At 74.1% G+C, this 17638-nt stretch carries 11 protein-coding genes; 5 read left to right on the top strand and 6 right to left on the bottom strand.

The features are described from left to right. Positions 1-43: 43 nt before the first annotated feature. Genes IE244_RS13150 through IE244_RS13135 form a run of 4 tightly spaced genes read left to right on the top strand, consistent with a single transcriptional unit; the run spans position 44 to position 4243 of the window. Positions 44-1264 carry a cytochrome P450 gene (locus tag IE244_RS13150; RefSeq protein ID WP_191873657.1) on the top strand — a complete coding sequence of 407 codons (1221 nt, stop codon included), beginning with the start codon at positions 44-46 and terminating at the stop codon, positions 1262-1264. Further along, positions 1264-2493: a flavin monoamine oxidase family protein gene (locus tag IE244_RS13145; RefSeq protein ID WP_191873655.1), complete on the top strand. Its 1230-nt coding sequence runs from the start codon at positions 1264-1266 to the stop codon at positions 2491-2493. Before IE244_RS13150 ends, IE244_RS13145 begins: the two co-directional genes overlap by 1 nt. Further along, positions 2490-3470 carry a Rieske 2Fe-2S domain-containing protein gene (locus IE244_RS13140; protein ID WP_191873652.1) on the top strand — a complete coding sequence of 327 codons (981 nt, stop codon included), beginning with the start codon at positions 2490-2492 and terminating at the stop codon, positions 3468-3470. Before IE244_RS13145 ends, IE244_RS13140 begins: the two co-directional genes overlap by 4 nt. After that, complete coding sequence (locus IE244_RS13135; protein WP_191873650.1) at positions 3467-4243, top strand: alpha/beta fold hydrolase; 777 nt, start codon at positions 3467-3469, stop codon at positions 4241-4243. Before IE244_RS13140 ends, IE244_RS13135 begins: the two co-directional genes overlap by 4 nt. A 15-nt stretch (positions 4244-4258) precedes the next feature. On the opposite strand, the gene IE244_RS13130 is transcribed toward IE244_RS13135, so the two are convergent. From IE244_RS13130 to IE244_RS13105, 6 genes are read right to left on the bottom strand one after another with little or no spacing between them, the layout of a single operon-like run. Then, positions 4259-4594 carry a YciI family protein gene (locus tag IE244_RS13130; protein ID WP_191873648.1) on the bottom strand — a complete coding sequence of 112 codons (336 nt, stop codon included), beginning with the start codon at positions 4592-4594 and terminating at the stop codon, positions 4259-4261. 15 nt (positions 4595-4609) lie between these two features. Continuing rightward, positions 4610-7591, bottom strand: coding sequence for an NHLP bacteriocin export ABC transporter permease/ATPase subunit (locus IE244_RS13125; RefSeq protein ID WP_191873646.1), 2982 nt, complete (start codon positions 7589-7591; stop codon positions 4610-4612). Beyond that, a complete protein-coding gene (locus tag IE244_RS13120; protein ID WP_191873644.1) occupies positions 7588-9873 on the bottom strand; it encodes an NHLP family bacteriocin export ABC transporter peptidase/permease/ATPase subunit in 2286 nt (761 codons plus the stop codon). The genes IE244_RS13125 and IE244_RS13120 overlap by 4 nt, the downstream gene beginning before the upstream one ends. A 13-nt stretch (positions 9874-9886) precedes the next feature. Further along, positions 9887-10723 (bottom strand): HlyD family efflux transporter periplasmic adaptor subunit, encoded by an 837-nt coding sequence (locus IE244_RS13115; RefSeq protein WP_191873641.1) that lies wholly within the window; start codon positions 10721-10723, stop codon positions 9887-9889. 33 nt (positions 10724-10756) lie between these two features. Then, entirely contained in the window at positions 10757-12298 is a 1542-nt protein-coding gene (locus tag IE244_RS13110) for a SagB family peptide dehydrogenase (protein WP_191873639.1), read from the bottom strand. A gap of 20 nt (positions 12299-12318) precedes the next feature. Beyond that, positions 12319-14598, bottom strand: a complete 2280-nt coding sequence (locus IE244_RS13105) for a TOMM precursor leader peptide-binding protein (RefSeq protein WP_191873637.1) — start codon at positions 14596-14598, stop codon at positions 12319-12321. Between the two features lie 265 nt (positions 14599-14863). On the opposite strand from IE244_RS13105, the gene IE244_RS13100 reads away from it, so the two are divergent. After that, positions 14864-17401, top strand: a complete 2538-nt coding sequence (locus IE244_RS13100; RefSeq protein ID WP_191873635.1) for an ATP-binding protein — start codon at positions 14864-14866, stop codon at positions 17399-17401. The last annotated feature ends 237 nt before the right edge of the window (positions 17402-17638 follow it).

Genomic DNA, 17638 nt, shown 5'->3' with positions numbered 1-17638 from the left:
CCCGAGGCGGCCGGACCCGGCGTTCTCCGAGGGGAGCCCGCTGATGACCACCGCCGTGGACCTGCCCGAACCGCTGGTCCATCCGTTCGCCCCAGCGGGGCGGCGCGACCCCTACCCGGCCTACCGCTGGCTGCAGACCCACGCCCCGGTCCACCACGACCGGTTCTCCGGGATGTGGCTGGTCACCGGACACGCCGCCTGCGCCGCGCTGCTGCGCGACGCGCGTTTCTCCGCCGCGCTCGGCCAGCGGGAACGGGCCAGGGACGACCGGCTTCCGGTGTCCATGCTCACCACCGACCCACCGGACCACCACCGGCTGCGCGCCCCGGGCGGGCTGCTGCTCGGTCCGGCCGCCCTGCGTTCCGTCGCGGGCGGGCTGCGGCAGGACGTGGACACCGTGCTGTCCGGCCTCGCCGCGCGGGGCGGGGAGCCCGACGCGATCGAAGACCTCGGTACGCCCCTGGCCACGGCCGTCTTCGGCCGGCTCTTCGGGCTGCCGCCGGGGGAACACGCCGTGTTCACCGACCTGGCCCGCGCCGCCTCGGTCAACCTGGACCCGATGGCGCCTCCGGCGCAGGCCGCGCGTGGCCGGCTGGCCGCGAGCGCCCTCACCCACTATCTCGACGCCCACGCCCGCGCGCTGGCCGAGCGCGGTGACCGCACCTCACCGCTCGCCGCGCTCGCCGCCGACGGACGGCTGGAGCGGCACGAGATGCTGGGCATCCTCTCGCTGGCCGTGATCGGGGGCTGGCAGCCGCTCGCCGAGACCGTCGGCAACGGGCTGCTGTGGCTCCTGCCCGAGGGGCGGGCGGTGCGCCGGCGGATCGCCGGGGACCCGGAGTTCGCCCGGACCTGTGCCGACGAACTGCTGCGGCTGGAAGCACCGATCCCGTTCGCCGCCCGCGTCGCCACCGAGTCCGTGGAACTCCCGGGGGGCCGGGTCCCCGCCGGGGCCCGGGTACTGGCGGTGATCGCCGCGGCCAACCGCGACCCCGCGGTCTTCGAGGACCCCGACCGGCTGGTCCCCGACCGCACCCCCAACCCGCACCTGGCGTTCGGCGCCGGCCCGCACTTCTGCCTGGCCGCCGCACTGGTACGGCAGGTCCTGCCGGCGCTGCTGGCCCGGCTGCTGACGCGCTTCCCCGACCTGCGCGGCCCGGATCTGCCCCCCTCCTTCGAACCCACCCTGGTACCGCGGCGCCTGACGGCCTTTCCGCTGCGCCTCGGGCCGAGCGACGCACCCGAACCGACCGAAGGCCCCTGATGGAAACCGACATCCTGGTGATCGGCGCCGGCGCGGCCGGCCTCGCCTGCGCCCGGCGACTGCACGACGCGGGGCTGGCCGTGGTCGTCCACGAGGCGCGGCGGCGGCTCGGCGGCCGTGTCCGCACCCATCACCCCGACGACGGCGGACCGCCGCTGGAACTCGGCGCCCAGGTGGTGCACGGGGACCGCAACCCGGTGCACGCCCTGGCCGGCGCCGGCCGGATCAGGCCGCTGCCCCGTGACACCGCCGCCCAGGTCGTCCTCGACGGCGAGTGCCGGGACATGGCCGTGCTGAGCCGTGGCCGCCGGGCGCCGTGGCTGGTCGAGGCGCAGCTGCACGCCGCCCCGGGACCCGCAGGGCTGTCCGTCGGCGGCTGGCTGCGCGGCCGGGGCCTGACCGGGCCCGAACACGCCGCGGCCACCGAGTGGTTCCGGCAGAACTGGGCCGCCGAGCCGGACCGGCTCAGCGCCCCCGCCTTGGCCGCCGCCCAGCGGGGAGACCTGTGCGGCTCCGGTGAGTACACCGTCGACGGTGGGCTCGGCACGGTGCCCGCGCTGCTCGCCGACGGGCTCGACGTGCGGCTCGGCAGCCCGGTGCGCGAGGTGCGCCACCGGCCCGGCCGCATCAGCGCGCACACCGGTGAGGGGACGCTGACGGCGGCCGCCGCCGTGGTGACCGTACCGCCGGCGGTGGTCACCGCGGGCGGACTGGGGTTGCCCGGCCTGCCCGCGGCCAAGCACGCCGCCGCCGCCCGGCTGCCGCTCGGCGACGCCTGCTGCGCGATCGTCACCCTGGACCGTCCCGCGCCCGCGAGCACCGTCACGCTCGACGTGGACGGCCGCATGGGCTTCCTCCGGGTCACCGAGGGGCGGCCCGAGGTCGTGGTCGTCGCCAAGGCCGCGGCGGCGGGCACGGTCCGCGCCGCGCTCGCCGACCAGGAGACGCTGCTGCGGATGCTGCGCACCGCGCTGCCGTGGGCCGCGGACGCCCGGATCACCCGGGTGGTCCCGGCCGACTGGGGCGCCGATCCGCTCAGCGGCGGCGGCTTCTGCGCGCCGCTGGTCGGCGCCGAAGCGGCCGCCTCGGCCTGGGCCGAACCCGTCGCCGGCACCGTCTTCTTCGCCGGCGAGGCCACCCGCTGCGGCAGCGGACTGCCCTGGCTGGGCAGCGCCCTGCTGAGCGGTGAACTCGCCGCCGCCCAGGTCCTTGAGGCGGTGCGCCGATGACGTCGTACACCGCCACCCCGCGGCCGGCCGTGCACAGCGGCTGGTACCTGCTGGCCTTCCGCTCCGAACTGCCGGCCGAACCGACCCCGCTGGCGGTCGGCGACCGCGCGCTGGTCGCGCTGCGCGAGGACGACCGGGTCCGTGTCTTCGACGCGGCCTGCCCGCACCGCGGTGCCCATCTCGGCTACGGCGGCCGGCGGGAGAAGGACTGCCTCGTGTGCCCGTTCCACGGCCGCCGCATCGCACTCGGCGATCCGGCGCGGCCCTGGTCGGTGGCCGAGTATCCGGTGCTGCTGTGGGGAGACGCCGTCTTCGCGCGGCTCACCGGCGATCCGGCGGGCGACCGGGGATTCGAACAGGCGGTCAAGAGGTACGCGGCCGACTACCCGCTGGTGCCCGCGGTCACCCTGCCCGTCGCGGTGGACAGCGCCTACGTGGTGGAGAACGCCTTCGACGCGGACCACTTCAAGGCGGTGCACATGGTGCCCGGCGTCCGCGGCTGGACGGCCGCTCCGGGACCGAGCGGGGAGCTGGTCGTCGAGGGCGAGTTCCTCATGCAGACCTCGCCCTGGCGGGACGAGCGGCACAAGGAGGAGGTGCGCTGGCAGGCCATCCGCACCAACACGGTCCGCTGGGAGTACCGTCCGCGCTTCCTGGCCCGCGCCTACAGTCCCGGCGTGGTGGTCACCGAGTTCGGCCCCGAGGGTGAGGTGCACATCATCGTCACCGGCGCCGTGCCCACGCCCCAGGGCTGCACCGCCCGCGTCGCCATCGGCGTCCGGGACGACCAGCGCGGCACCCTGCCCGCACTGATCGCGGGCAGCCGCAAGGCGCTGGCCGAGGACCAGGTGATCTGGGAGCATCTGGTCCCCGGCGCGCCTGAGCGCCTGGACGGCCGGGACGCACCGGTGATCGCCTTCCGCGACTTCTGCGCGGACTTCCCCGCCGCACCGCCCGCTTTCGGAGGGACACGATGACCGGGCACGGACTGCACCTGACCGAGTCGGGCAGCGGCCCCGCGGTGCTGTGGCTGCACGGCTACACCATGGACTCCACGCTGTGGCGGCCGCTGTGGGAGCTGCTGCCCGGCTGGCGGCACATCGGGGTGGACCTGCCCGGCCACGGGGGGTCCGGCCCCTGCCCGCCCGGTCTGACGCTGCCCCGGCTGGCGGACCGGCTGGCCCAGGTCGCCGAGACGACCGGCGCCCGCCGGGTGGCCGGCCTGTCCTTCGGCTCCACCAGCGCCCTGCAACTGGCCATGCAGCACCCCGAGTTGGTGCACCGCCTGGTCGTCGCCGCGCCCACGCTCGCCGGGACCGCCAACGAGCCCGCCGCCGAGCAGCGCTACAAGCAGCTGATGATGCTGTACCGGATGACCGGCCCGGGCGAGCAGCTGACCGATCTGTGGATGGCCTCGCCCCCGGACATCTTCCGCGGCACCGAGTCCCACCCCGAGCTGCGCGCGTCGGTGCGGCGTACGGTGCTCCGGCACCGCTGGGCCGAGCTCGCGGACGGCTCCATGGACACGCTCACCGCACACCGGCACACCCGCGCCGACCTGCGTACGATCACCGCCGCGACGTTGGCCGTGGTGGGCACCGAGGACATGCCCGCGTTCACCGCCAACGCGGAGCTGCTGCGCGGCGAGGTGCCCGGCTGCCGGGTGCTGACGGTTCCGGACACCGGTCATCTCCCGTTGCTGGAGAGGCCGGAGGCGGTGGCGGAGGCTCTTGCCGCGCACCTTCGCTGAAGGGCGGCACGAGGCTCAGCCCCTGCCGTCCGCGCGCGGGCGGTCGCAGCGGCGTATCTCGACACGGTTCCCGCCGAACAGCGGCACCCGGTCGGCCCAGGCACGGGCCTCCTCGTCGGAGTCGACGTCGATCAGCCACATCCCGCCGACCTCCGGCAGGCCCTCGCCGGCCCGCTCGCCCGCTTCCGCGAAGGCCGGCCGGGCCAGGCGGGCGCCGAAGACGACCCGCACCCCGGCCTCGTACAGGGACCGGCCGAAGGCGCGGTTGGCGGCGAACCGCTCCTCGCGTTCCTCCTCGGCCATCCGGTCCCAGGCCACTTCGGGACCGTAGATGAGCAGCGCGTATTCCATGGGCCCTCCCTTACCTCACATCTGACGGCTGGCCAGTCGGGCGAAGAGCCCCTCGGTGTCGGTCAGCAGCTCCTCGTACGTGCCCTGCTGCACGACCCGCCCCTGGTCCAGTACGACGATCCGGTCCGCCTCCGCGACGGTGGACAGCCGGTGGGCGATGACGATCCGGGTCGCCTTGAGCCGGCGGGTGCTCTCCGTCACCAGTCGCTGGGTCGGGTTGTCCAGGGCGCTGGTGGCCTCGTCGAAGAAGACGATGCGGGGGCGGGAGACCAGCGCCCGGGCGATCATCAGGCGCTGCCGCTGACCGCCGGAGAGGGTGCTCGTGCCCTCGGAGAGCACGGTGTTCATGCCCATCGGCATGGCCGCGATGTCCTCGGAGATCCCGGCCATCTCGGCCGCCGCCCACGCGTCGTCCACGGTGTGCTGGGTGCTTCCGACGATGTTGGCCTTGATGTCGCCGGCCAGCAGCGCACCGTGCTGCAGCACCACCCCGCACTGCCGGCGCACCGCGGACAGCTCCAGTTCGGCCAGGTCCTGGCCGTCGTACAGCACGGTTCCCGACTCGGGGCGCTCGAATCCGAGCAGCAGCCGCAGTACCGTCGACTTGCCACTGCCCGACGGCCCGACCAGCGCCACGAACTCGCCCGGCTCCACCTGGAGGGTGACGTCCTGCAGCACCAGCGGCCCGTCGTGGCCGTAGCGGAACGAGACGTGGCTGAGCGCCACCCGGCCCGAGAGGTCCCCCGGTTCGGCCTTGGTCTCGTCGGTCTCCGGTGCCTCCTGGAGGATCGGCCGCAGCCGCTCCAGCATCGGCACCACCCCCATCGCGGTGACGGCGGCCGAGGTGAACTGCAGGCTGGAGGCGATCAGCAGGTTGAAGGCGGTGAAGAAGGACAGGAAGACCGGGATCGACACCTGCCCGCGCAGCGGTCCGCCGACCACGGCGAAGACGATGGTCGAACAGACCAGCGGGAAGCCGGCGTTGAAGGTGGTGACCAGGTTCTGCACGCGCCGCGAGGACGCGGCCAGGCTGCGGCCCCGGGCGACGTGTCCGGCCCAGGACCCGAAGACCCGGTCCTCGACCGCGGTCACCCGCAGCTTGGGTACCGCCGTGAGCAGCTGGAAGACCCGGGAGGACATGGCCTGTTCGTGTGCGTACAGACGGCGCTGCCAGCGGACCTCGAACCGTCCGGCGACGGCCGCGAAGATCCCGCCGAACAGCACCAGCGCGGTGGCCAGGAGGGCGAGCCGCAGGTCGTAGAAGTAGACCAGGACCAGGTTGGCCAGCCCCGTGAGCAGGCCCAGGGTAGCCGTGGTCATCATGCCGGAGAGCGTCTCCTGGGCGGCGCTGACGCCGAGCACCGTGGTGCCGAGCTCACCGGTGGACCAGCCGGAGAAGAAGGAGGCGGGCAGCGACAGCAGCCTGGTCCAGACACCGACCTGCATGGCCGCCGACGAGCGGCTCTCGATCCTGAGCACGGCGATGTTCTGCACCACCGAGAGCGCGGCCACCGCGAGGGCGGAACCGATCACCACCAGCGAGCCCTCGACGATCAGGTTCCGCTGGGCGTGCTCCACGAAGGTGCCGAGGATCTTTCCGGTCATCACCGGGACCAGCAGGCCGATCAGCGCGACCAGGGCGCCCATGCCGGCGAACATGCACAGATCGCGCCGGTTGTTGCGCACTCCGAAGCGGAGCAGCCCGGCGACGCTGCGGACGGTGCTCGGCAGCGGCCGGTACAGGACCGTGGCCCGGTTCTCCAGCCCGGCCGCCACCTTCGCGTCGAGCGGGGTCACCGTCCCGGCCTCGGCCAGCACATAGCGGCCGCCGACCGGCAGCAGCGCCACCGCGTCGCCGCCCTGGCGGTAGCCGACCATCGGGCCGAGGTCGCCCCGCCACCAGCGGCCCTCCAGCCGGATCGTCCTGGTGCGCACCCCGGAGACCAGCGCGATCGCCTGGAGCTGGTCGAGGTGCCGGTCGTGGCCGGACCCGGCGACCGGAGCCTTGACGGTGAAGCCGAGCTGGGAGGCGACCAGCCGGGCGGCGGCCAGGGCCGGCGGGTCGGCCGCGGCGTCGGCGATCCGGACCCGGGAGGCGGTGTCGCGCAGTACGGTGTCGAAGCCGCGCGCGGACTCCTCCAGGGTGCCCGCGTCGCGTTCGCTGCGCGCCGTGAACAGCCGCTGCTCCTGGGCGCGCTGGCGTTCCACGCGGCGGTCCACGGTGAACAGCAGCCGCCCGCTGTGCCGGGTGAGCTGCTCCCAGAGCCGGCCCTGCGCCAGCAGCTCGCGCGGCGAACAGGCGCTGACCCGGGCCGGGCCACGGGCCACCAGCCAGTCGTGGTCGGTCAGGAACAGCTGCTCGCCCGCGGTCAGCTCGCCGGCGATCCCGTCCGGCATCTCTACGGCACCCGACTCGATCCGCACCCAGCGCACCCCGTCGACCGAGCGCAGCGCCTGGTTCTTCGCCAGTTCGGTGGTGCCGTCGGGGTTCAGCGGGAGGAACTCGCGCGGCGGCAGACCGTCGCGCAGTGATCCGGCCAGGGCGCGGATGCCACGCTCCAGCCCCACGACGCACTGCTCGACCACTTCCTGCCGGGTCTGGGGGCCCAGGCCGCGGTCCGCCTCGCTGCCGCTGCCGCCGTCGCCGTCGCCGTCGCAGTCGCAGTCGCAGTCGCAGTCGCCGGAGAGGCTCTCCAGGTGCCCGGTGGGCAGCAGGGCGACCCGGGCACCCTGGACCGGACGCGCCACGATGCCGTGCCGGGGGCCGGTGGGGGAGCCCGGCAGCAGGGTGCCCGCGTCGATCCGGTAGAGGAAGGTCCATCTGCCGACCGGCGTGCCCGCCTCCAGCCGGACCGCGAAGAGGTCCACGGCGCCCTGCTCGACGAGCAGCACCCGACGGGGGTCGTCCAGGACCAGGTGCCGGTCGGTGCGGGGCGTGGCGGCGTCGGTGAAGAAGGGGTGCAGCGCCGAGGCGGTCTCGGTCACGGGAGTGCTCACAGTTCGTCCTCCTCCTCGCGCCGGGCCGATTCGATCAGCGCGGCGTAGCGGCCGCCCATGGCCAGCAGTTCGTCGTGGGTGCCGCGTTCGGCGATCTCGCCCTGGTGCAGCACGATGATCTCGTCGGCGTCACGGACGGTGGAGAGCCGGTGCGCGATGATCAGGCAGGCGCAGCCGCGGCGGCGCAGATTGTCCATGATCACGCGCTCGGTCTCCGGGTCCAGTGCGCTGGTCGCCTCGTCCAGCACCAGCAGGGTGGGCTGGGCGGCCAGCGCGCGGGCCAGCTCCAGCCGTTGCCGCTGGCCGCCGCTGAAGTTGCGCCCGCCCTCCTGCACCAGGCTGTGGATACCGCCCGGCCGGGTCATCACGGTCTCGAAGACCGCGGCGTCGTTCAGCGCCGCGGAGACCTCCTCGTCCGTCACGTCGTCGTTCCAGAGCGTCAGGTTGTCCCTGACGGTGCCCTCGAACAGGGAGATCTCCTGGTCGACGTAGGCGAGTGAGGAGGCCAGTACGGTCCGGGAGATCTCCTCGCGCGGCTTGCCGTCCAGCAGGATCCGGCCCGACCAGGGGGTGTACAGGCCGGTCAGCAGCCGCCCCAGGGTGGACTTGCCGCTGCCGGAGCCGCCGACCACGGCCACCCGGCTGCCGGGTGCCACGGTGAGGGTCAGGTCCTTGATGACGGGTTCGCCCAGCGGGCTGTAGCCGAAGCGGACCTGCTCGAAGTCGAGCCGCCCGTCGAGCCGGGGCTGGGCCGGCGGGTCGGGGCGGGAGAAGCAGTCGGCGACCGGATAGCGCTCCACGTCGTAGAGGCGCTTGACGTCCGCGGTGATGTCCTGGAGCCGGCCGCCCAGGTTGGTGAGCTGGGTGACCGGGCGGCTGAGCGCCACCAGCAGGGTCTGGAAGGAGACCAGCAGGCCCACGCTCATCGCGCCGTCCACCACGCGTCCGCCGCCGACGAGCAGGATCAGCCCGCTGTTGAGGCCGGCCAGCATCGGCGGGATGACGGTGAGCACCGCCGTCGGCACGCCCAGCTTCTGCTTGACGGTGACGACCTTGGCCATGAATCCGGCCCAGCGGCTGAAGGCATCCGGTTCGGCACCGGTCGCCTTGACCGTCTCGATCAGGCTCAGCGTGGTGAAGGTGGTGGCGGTGAGGTTGCCGCGGTCGGTGCGCAGCGCCGCGACCGCGTCGGTGCGGGAGCGGGAGACCGCGTGCAGCACGACGACGTTGAGGAACGCCATGCCGACCCCGATGACCCCGAGCAGCACGTCGTCGCGGATCAGCAGCACCGCGTAGAACAGCACCAGGACCAGGTTCACCACGGTCAGCACGAAGTCCCGGGAGAGGATCTCGGCGACCGTGTCGTTGCCGGAGACGCGTTTGGCGACCTCCGCCGGGCGGCGCTGCAGATAGAAGTCGACCGGCAGGCGCAGCAGATGGCGGAAGAAGCGGGCGGAGCTGACCAGCCCCATCCGGATCTCCAGCCGCAGCAGGTAGTGCCGCTGGACCGAGGTGAGGACGAAGACCGCCAGCGCGGTGAAGGCCATCGCCACCAGCAGGGGCACCAGGTAGCCGGGGCTGTTCCCGGAGAGCACCTGGTCGATGTAGACGCGGGTGAACGCGGGCGCGGCGATGCCGGGAAGCACCAGCAGCACACTGGCCATCAGCACCAGGGGCATGGCACGGCCGCTGGGCAGCCGCCGCTCCAGCAGGGCCCGGCCGATGCCCGGCCTGCTGCCGCCGGGGCGGAAGTCGGGGCCGGGTTCGAAGGACAGGACGATGCCGGTGAACCCGGAGTCGAACTCCTCCCAGTCCATCAGCCGGGGGCCGCTGGCGGGGTCGTTGACGGCGACGACGGTACGGCCGTACCGGCTGCGTACGCCCTCGACGACCATGAAGTGCTGGAAGGCCCAGAAGATGATGACCGGTCCGGTCAGGTCCTTGAGCTGGTCCGCCTCGGTCTGGTAGCCGCGGGCCACCAGGCCGTAGCTGCGGGCGGCCTGCAGCACGCTGGAGGCGCGGGCTCCGTCACGGGAGACCCCGCAGGCGCTGCGCAGGTCCTCCAGCGGCACATGGCGGCCGTAGTGGCCGAGGATCATGGCGAGGCTCGCGGCGCCGCACTCCACCGACTCCATCTGCAGCACCGTCGGCACGGAGTGGCGCCAGCCGCGCTGTGCCGGTCCGCGCCGCCGGCGCCGGCGGCGACCGGACGGCGCGGCGGCCGGCCCGTTCTTCTCCGGGGTCGGCTGCGCCGTACCGTTCCGGGCAAGGGTGTCCGTCATGCTGGTGCCCCCTTCAGCGGCCGAGGAAGAGGTCGAAGGGTGTCTGGTGGCCCAGGTTGATGGTCGCGGTGACCGACACCTGGGTGCTCAGCCGGCCGGGCGGTCCGCTCGCCGAGGTCCAGGCGAAGCCCGTCGGTGTGCCCTCGGCGCGCAGCAGGCGCACCACCACCAGGTGCGGTGGGGAACTGCCCGCGTAGGCGTGGGCCGCGAGGTCGCCGCCGACCAGTCCGGCGACCGCCTCACGGGTCAGCGCGTAGGGGCTGACCGACTCGATCCGGCCGCGCAGCAGACCGAACGTCCCGGCCGGGGCGGTGGACACGGACAGGTCGACCGACTCGCCGGGCGCCAGCCCCGCCGCGCGGGAGGAGGGCACGAAGACCATCGCCACCATGGCGTCGGGGCCGGATCCGCCGCCGGTGGCCGTGTCGCCGTCGGTGCGTTCGACGGACGCCACCGTCGTGCCGGGCCGGACCACCTGCCCCTTGTCCACCGGGAGGCCGACGACCTGCCCGGCGAACGGGCTGCTGACCACCCTGGCCCGGCCCGCGGCGTCCTTGACCCGGGCCAGCGGCTGGCCCTGGGCGACCGTGTCCGCGGGCCTGGCCAGCACCTCCTGGACCACGCCCGCGTAGGGGCTCTGGACCAGCCCGGTCCCGCCGGGTCTGGTGAGCAGCCCGGGGGCGTCGACGCTGATCGGGAGCCGCCCGGCGAAGACCCAGAGCAGGGCCCCGGTCATGGTGATCATGACCACGAAGAGCGCGATCCAGCCGCGCGGCGCGGCCAGCAGCGTCGGCGTGTCCAGCTCGTCCGGCTCCCGCATGCGCTGCAGCGCCTTGAAGCGGAACTTCACCGCTGTTCTCCCCCCTCGCGCCTCATCGGCGTCTCATCTCCGGTTCTCTCCTCGGGGCACGCCGATGTCCTGACGTGGTGTCAGGGGGCGGCTGCCCACCACGAACTCGCCGACCGTCCCCTCGGTCAGCCAGTCCAGTCCGCTGGCGGCGGCGAAGTCCTGGGCGTCCCCGCCGCCCAGCCCGCAGGTGGCGAGCCCCATCGCGGTGCCGACCAGGTAGAGGCTCTGGTAGAGCACGCCGACGTGCTTGAGGATCAGCGGGTAGGCGACCGCCTCGTACTTCCACATCACCCGGCCGAAGCGGGCCGTGATCAGCAGCAGCACCTGCGGGTCCTCGGTCATCAGCGAGGTCTCCCTGGCCGCTGTCAGCAGCGCCGCCGTGGCCGGCCCGGGCTCGGCGACCAGCTCCAGCTCGTGCCGGTCGGACGCGTAGTGCCACAGGCCCGGCGCCAGCCCGGCGCAGGAGCTGACCAGCGGGTAGACCTCCAGTTCGTGCACCGCGCCACCGCTGGGCAGCGGCCGGTCGGCCAGTTCCTGGCCGTCGCTTCCGACGAAGGTGCCGCGCTGCCGCATCGTGCGGTAGAGCAGCTCGGCGAGCTGCTCCAGGGTCAGCGGCCGCTCGTCGTGGTCGCGGATCGAGCAGCGGTCCTCCAGGATCTCGGCGAAGGGCCGCTCGCGTCGCGCCACCTGCTCCAGGTCCGGTACCGGCAGGGCGATCCGCTCGCCGGTGAACGGCGGCGGCGAGGCGGGCTCGGGAGCGAACCTGGCCGCGCCCGGATAGGTGCCGCCGGACGCCGCCTGCGTGCCCGGCAGCCGGGTGTAGGCGTGGAAGGCCAGGTCGGCGGCGGACCACTGGGCCGTACGGCGCTCCTCCGGGTGCTCGCGGTCCGGACCGTCCTGGTCCAGCAGCCGGGCCGCGGTGAACAGGCGCAGCGCCTGCCGCATCGTGTCGAGCGGCAGTCCCCCGTCCCGGTGGGCGAGCTGGGCCGGGGTGGTCCAGTCCGTCAGTGCCGCGAGCAGTACCGCTCCGGCCGGCCCGAGCTCGACCGCGAGCGGGCTGCCGGGCGCCCGCAGCACCAGCACGCCGTCCTGCGGCGTGGCGGTGACGAAGCGGGACAGCCGCAGCCGCGCCGCGGGGTCGGGCGCCGGTCCCGGCGCGCCCGCGCCGCGGCCGACCACGCGCAGCCGCGCCAGCGGCCGGCCGGGCTGGTGCCCGGCGCCGTCCTGGTGTTCCCGGTGCTCCTCGTGCAGCGCGTGCTCCAGCAGGCCGTGACCGTCCAGCTTGCGGACCGTCAGATGCCAGCGCAGCAGTCCGGCCTCGCCGTCGCGCTCGGCGACGGCCGCGGCCAGTTCCTCCTCGGGCCGCTCGCCGCCGGCCAGCGCGGTCAGCGCCGCGCGGATCCCCGAGGGCGGCTCCCCCAGGTCGAGCGTGCCGAACGGCGCCGCGATCCGCAGCGCGCCGCCGGGACGGGCCGGTGCGGGAGCCGCGTCCCTGCGCAGCCTCAGCCACCACCGTGCCGCGCCGGGCGTGGTGTCCGTCCGGTCCGGCGCGGGTCGCTGTGAGGTCGTCGTCATCGGTTCCCCTCCAGCGGGCTCTAGAAGAAGACGTTCTTGGGGTTGAGCTCCGCCTCGGTCCGCGGCGCGTCCAGCCAGCGCTGGCGGACCGGGACGTCGTAGAGCCGGCCGGGTCCGGTACGGCGCCAGAAGTGCCGCATGCCGGGGGCGATCACCTTGACCACGCTGAGGTCGAGGTCGGGGCGGCTCTGGTCCAGCACGATGACCTCGATCCCGCAGGCACGGGCGCGGGCCACGCAGTCCGCGACGTGCCCCGCGAGGTCGTGGCCGACCATCGGGGCGAAGTCGGTGACGGTGGACGCCCGGACCGAGGGGTCGGGCAGCAGCCAGGGCTCCTCGGCCACCTTCGTCTCGCGGCACCAGGCCAGCGTCTCCAGGTCGTCGGTCCGGTAGACCGTCGCTCCGTGCTCGTCCCTGCGGTCGACGAACGGCAGGAACTGGTTGACCTCGGTCAAGGCCCGGATCGCGGCGATCCTCGGGTCGGGGTGGGCCCCGAAGCCGACCATCACGTCCTCGACCTCGTGGTCCCGCCGCGAGATCGCCGCGAAGGTGGGCACGCCCAGGTCGGACGTGATGTCCAGGACCCACAGCTCGCGGTCCATGGAGGCGTAGAAGGCGCGCATCTGGGCGACGTACGGGTCGTTCAGCGAGTCCAGGTCGAAGGCCGGCCGGGGCAGCCGGTTGTACCACCACAGGGCCACCGCGTCGCGTTCCACGACCTCGCAGAAGCCCTGCAGCACCGCCTCCTCGACGGTGTTGCCGCTGGCGCAGCCGTTGGAGTCGCTGACGCAGTAGAAGTGCCGGGCCATGTCCGGGTGCCCGTACCAGGCGTAGCCGGCCGGGACCAGGCGCTCCGTCTCGTGGGTGAGCGACCAGGCGGTGGACCAGTCCAGGTCGAGCTCGGTGCGGAACGGGTCGGGCACCAGGTGCAGCCGGTGCAGGGGGTTGGCGTTCCACTCCTGCCGGTGCTCGAACTGCTCGGCGGAGAAGAGCAGCAGCTCGTCCATGTGCAGCGCGACGGCCGGGTCCAGGTCCTGGTAGGCGGCGTGGACCACGCGCTCCTCGCCCCGCCAGACCGCCGAGTAGCGTTCGATGGCCTCGCAGACGGCGCTGACCTTGGCCTGGATCTCGGAGCGGCCCTTGCCGCCGCTCTGGCCGCGCATGTTGCGGCGCAGCAGGTCCATGTTGTCGTTGACCATCGCGAAGTTGTGCCCGGCGGTGAAGCTGAAGGTGATGCCGTTGCCGGTCTCCTCGTGCGCGCCGAGCTTGGTGATGGCGCCGAGGTGGGGGCTGATGTGCTTCTTCAGCCGGTCGTAGGTGGCCTGCGGGGCCTGCACCCGGTAGCCGCCGTCGGTGGTGTGCCGGGCGGGGCTCGCGGTGAGCGTCACCTTGGGGCTGCGCTCGCTGATCAGCGTCGGGTCGCCGCAGCTCGGGCACTGCGGCTGGCGGATCAGGAGGTGCTCGTCGGTGCCGAGCGCCGGCAGGTCGAGGCTGATCATGCGCCCGTCGAGCCGCTCGGAGGCGCCGGTGGCCAGCAGCTTCGCCAGCTCCACGGCCAGCAGCTGGGCCAGTGCCGCGGGGCCGGCCGGGACGGCGGCGGTGGCCGGCTGGTACGGGACGCTCTCCCCGCGCTTGCCGCTGAGATAGCGCTCCACCTGGCGGTTGCCGCTGATCCGCTGGCGGATGCAGTCCCAGCAGCCGGTGCTGCCCGGCCGCAGCAGCGGGCCGAGCCAGGGGGCGGTGCCGGTCGGGCGGGCGAGCAGCCACGGGCGTCCGTCGGCGAGGCGGGCCCGGTTGAGCCGCTCCAGCAGCGGGTCGAGGTAGTCGTCCACCAGGGCCACGGTCAGCGTGTCCGGCCCCGCGGCGAGGGCCTCGGCGTGGGACGCCTCCCGGGCCCGCAGCCCCATTCCCCCCAGGGCCTGCACCACCGGCCCGGCCTCGGCCGCGCCCGCGACGGTGACCAGCAGTTCGGTACGGGTCGCCGCGTCGGCGACCCGGGCCGGGTCGACGCCCTGGGCGTCCCAGTAGGCGAGCACCGCGTCCGGCAGGTCGGGGCGGCCCTCGGCGAGGTGGCCGGCCACCTCGTAGCGGCGCAGCGCGGTCAGCGCGGGACCGAGCGACAGCGTCCCGCTCAGCTTCTGCAGGATCTCCGCCACGGTGTGCCGGCCGTCCAGATACGGCAGCACATGGACCGCGGCGGCCCCTTGGACCAGGAATTCCTGGCCCTCGCCGAGCAGGAAGACCTTGGATCCGTCCACCACCTCGGTCCGGAAATGCGCTTTCAGGCGCGGTCGCTCCATATGGGATCCCCCCGGAAGTTCATGGGCGCGTCGCCGATTCGACGATCGGCGGCCCATTCGAACACGAGGTCAAAACAGCTGTACATACCGCACATTCGGTATCGGTATCCGCGTATCCCGGTGTACGTATGCGACGCACCGAAGTATTGCCGGGCAGGGATATACGTACGCCGATACGTATTCGCGGAATCAACCACTCCGCGTTGACACATAGTCGTGATCCGGCCAACACTGTGGACGCCAAGGCTGAATATTGGGGGATCAGATGGCGACAGCCGCGACGGCGGGCGCGGGGACCAACCGCCTGCCGCACCGCGAACGGGAATTGGACGCACTGGAAACGGCCCTGGCGGATCTGGCCGCGGGACGCCCTTCGGTTCTGCTCGTCAGCGGGCCACGAGGTACCGGCAAGACCGCGCTGCTGCGCGCCATGACGCTCCGCGCCGCCGAAGTCGCCGTGCCGCTGCGCGCCCGGTGCCACGCGCACGAGCAGGATTTCCCCTATGGCGTGGTACGGCAGCTCTTCGACCCCTTCACCCACCGATCGGCGCAGCAGGGAACGCCGCTCGTGGAATTCTCCGAGCAATTAGCAGAGGCGATTCCCGGGAGCGCTGAGGGCGCGCCCGGGGCGTCCGGCGGCAGGCACGCGGTGCTGGACGAGCTGTTCCACGCGGCCCGTGATCTCAGCAGCCGCCGCCCGGTGCTGCTCGCCATCGACGACCTTCATCTCGCCGACCCGCAGTCGCTGCACTGGTGCACGTATCTGGCCCGGCGGCTGGACGGGCTGCCGGTGCTGCTGATCGCCACCGTCGACCCGGACGCGGGGCACCGGGCCGCCGCCGAACTCGGCGCCCTGGCGCACACCACCGTCCTCGTCCCGGAGCCGCTGTGCGACAGCTGTACCACCGAGCGGCTCGCCGAAGGGCTCGGCGCGCCGGTCGACACGGAGCTGGCCGCACTGTGCCACGCCGTCTCCCAGGGCAATCCGCTGATCCTGGCCGAACTGACCACACGGCTCGCCGCGGGCCGGATCTCCCCGGGTGCACCTGATCCGGAGACGGTCCGGCAGATCGCGGCGGGCACCCTCGCCGACACCGCGCTGAGCTGGCTGCGCGAACGCCACCCCAGCGCCTTCGACCTGCTCACCGCCCTGGCGGTGCTGGGTCCCGAGGTCCCGCCCGCCCATGCCGCCATGCTGGCCGGCCAGGGCGATCTGGTCGCGGACGAGGCACGGGCCGCCCTGGCCCGCAGCGGTCTGATCGAGCCGGAACCACCCTGCGCGCTGCGCCATGACCTGGTGCGCACCGCGGTGCTGGCCGGCACCGAGGCCGGCACCCTGGTCACCCTGCACGAGCGGGCCGGCGAGCTGATGGTCAGGCTCGGTGCGCCGGCCGACCGGGCGGCGGAACACCTGCTGAGCTCCGGCTCCACCGGGCTGGACTGGGCCCTGCCGGTGCTGCGGGCCGCGGCCAGGAACGCCGCGCAGAGCGGTGGCTGGGACATGGCCGCGCGCTACCTGCGGCGTGGTCTGGCCGAACCGGCCCCGCAGGACGTACTGCGGCAGATGACCGTCCAACTGGGCGCGGTGGAGCTGCATCGCGACCTGCCGGCCGCGGCCCGCTGCCTGGTGGCCACGGCGGCGGCCGCGCCCGACCCGCTGGAACGGGCGCGCAACCTCCTGCCCTTCGGCGGACCGGTGCTGGCGCTCGCCTCCACGGCGGCGTCGGAACCGTTCGCCGAGACGGCGGGGGCGCTCGCCGCGCTCCCTGAGCCGCCCAGGGAACTGCTGCTCGCCGTCAGCGCGCAGGCGGCCCTGGCCGGCCATCGCGCGGGGCTGCGCCGCGCGGTCCAGGCGCTCGCCTGCGGCCCGGCCGATCCGGCGGCCCAGGCGTTCCTCGGCACCCTCGCGGTCATGACGGCCGCCGGCGGCCGGTCGCACCGGCGGGCCGTACGGCTGGCGGTGCGCTGTGTCCGCTCGGCGCCCGCCGCGGAGGCGGGTCCCGGCGTCCTGGGCGCGGCGATGGCGCTGGCCTGGTGCGGCCGGCTCGACGAGGCCGCGGTCTGGGCCGCCCGCGCGGTCCGCTCGGCACAGCGCTGGAACCGTCCCGCCGAGCTGACGCTGGCCCTGCTGGCCCGCGCCGACATCGCCGTACGGCGGGGGCATCTGACCGCCGCCGAGGAGGACGCGCGCGCCGCACGGGAACTGACCGAGCAGCGTGTGCACGCGCCCGCGCTGCACGCCGCCGCCACGGCGATGCTGCTGCGGCTCGCGGTGCGCCGGGGGGACACCTGCGCACGGCCCGACCTGCCGGAGCCGCCCGCCGACACCCACCCGCTGCTGCGCGGCCTGGTACTGGAGGCGTCCGGTCTGGCGGCCATGGCACGGGGCGACCACAGCGAGGCGCTGCGGCTCTTCCTGGAGTGCGGCCACCAGCTGGCGGCGCGCGGCATCGCCAATCCGGCCTGCATCCCGTGGCGGAGCCATGCCGCACAGGTCTACCAGGCCATGGGCGAGCCCGGCGCGGCCCGGACCATCGTCGCGGAGCCGGCCGCGGGCACCGCGTCGCACCCCGCCGCGAGCGACCACGTCCCGCCGATCGGCCGCACCGCGGCGGCACCGGTCCGCCTGACACCGAGCGAACGCCGGGTCACGGAGCTGGTGTTGCAGGGCCTCAGCAACCTGGAGGCGGCCGAGCGCCTGTGCCTGAGCAAGCGCACGGTCGACACCCATCTGGGCCGCATCTACCGCAAACTGGCCATCAAGGGCCGCCCGGAACTGGCAGCAGCGGTCAAGGCGTTGTGAGGCCGCCCGCCGACGTCCCGTAGTCACGGCACCCGGAACACACCGCCGGCAGCCAGCCCATCGTGACGGGCGCCCGGGGACGCTGCCGGCAGCCAAGCCCGCCCTGACGGCAACCGCCACACTGCCGGCAGCCAAGGGTGTCGTGACGACAACCGGGGCACGCTGCCGGCAGCCCACGCACCACGACGACGGCCCGAACGCCGCCACCCCAGCCGACGCACATGCCCCCAGCCGGTG

Origin of the sequence: Streptomyces filipinensis, assembly GCF_014649495.1 — a bacterium.
In the GTDB taxonomy this organism is placed as follows: domain Bacteria; phylum Actinomycetota; class Actinomycetes; order Streptomycetales; family Streptomycetaceae; genus Streptomyces; species Streptomyces filipinensis.
Note: the sequence above shows the minus strand (reverse complement) of the source record. Positions and strands in the feature narration are given on the sequence as shown.

Coding starts and splice junctions, on each gene's coding strand:
- IE244_RS13150 (WP_191873657.1), top strand. CDS start 44: ATGACCACCGCCGTGGACCTGCCCGAACCGCTGGTCCATCCGTTCGCC.
- IE244_RS13145 (WP_191873655.1), top strand. CDS start 1,264: ATGGAAACCGACATCCTGGTGATCGGCGCCGGCGCGGCCGGCCTCGCC.
- IE244_RS13140 (WP_191873652.1), top strand. CDS start 2,490: ATGACGTCGTACACCGCCACCCCGCGGCCGGCCGTGCACAGCGGCTGG.
- IE244_RS13135 (WP_191873650.1), top strand. CDS start 3,467: ATGACCGGGCACGGACTGCACCTGACCGAGTCGGGCAGCGGCCCCGCG.
- IE244_RS13130 (WP_191873648.1), bottom strand. CDS start 4,594: ATGGAATACGCGCTGCTCATCTACGGTCCCGAAGTGGCCTGGGACCGG.
- IE244_RS13120 (WP_191873644.1), bottom strand. CDS start 9,873: ATGACGGACACCCTTGCCCGGAACGGTACGGCGCAGCCGACCCCGGAG.
- IE244_RS13110 (WP_191873639.1), bottom strand. CDS start 12,298: ATGACGACGACCTCACAGCGACCCGCGCCGGACCGGACGGACACCACG.
- IE244_RS13105 (WP_191873637.1), bottom strand. CDS start 14,598: ATGGAGCGACCGCGCCTGAAAGCGCATTTCCGGACCGAGGTGGTGGAC.
- IE244_RS13100 (WP_191873635.1), top strand. CDS start 14,864: ATGGCGACAGCCGCGACGGCGGGCGCGGGGACCAACCGCCTGCCGCAC.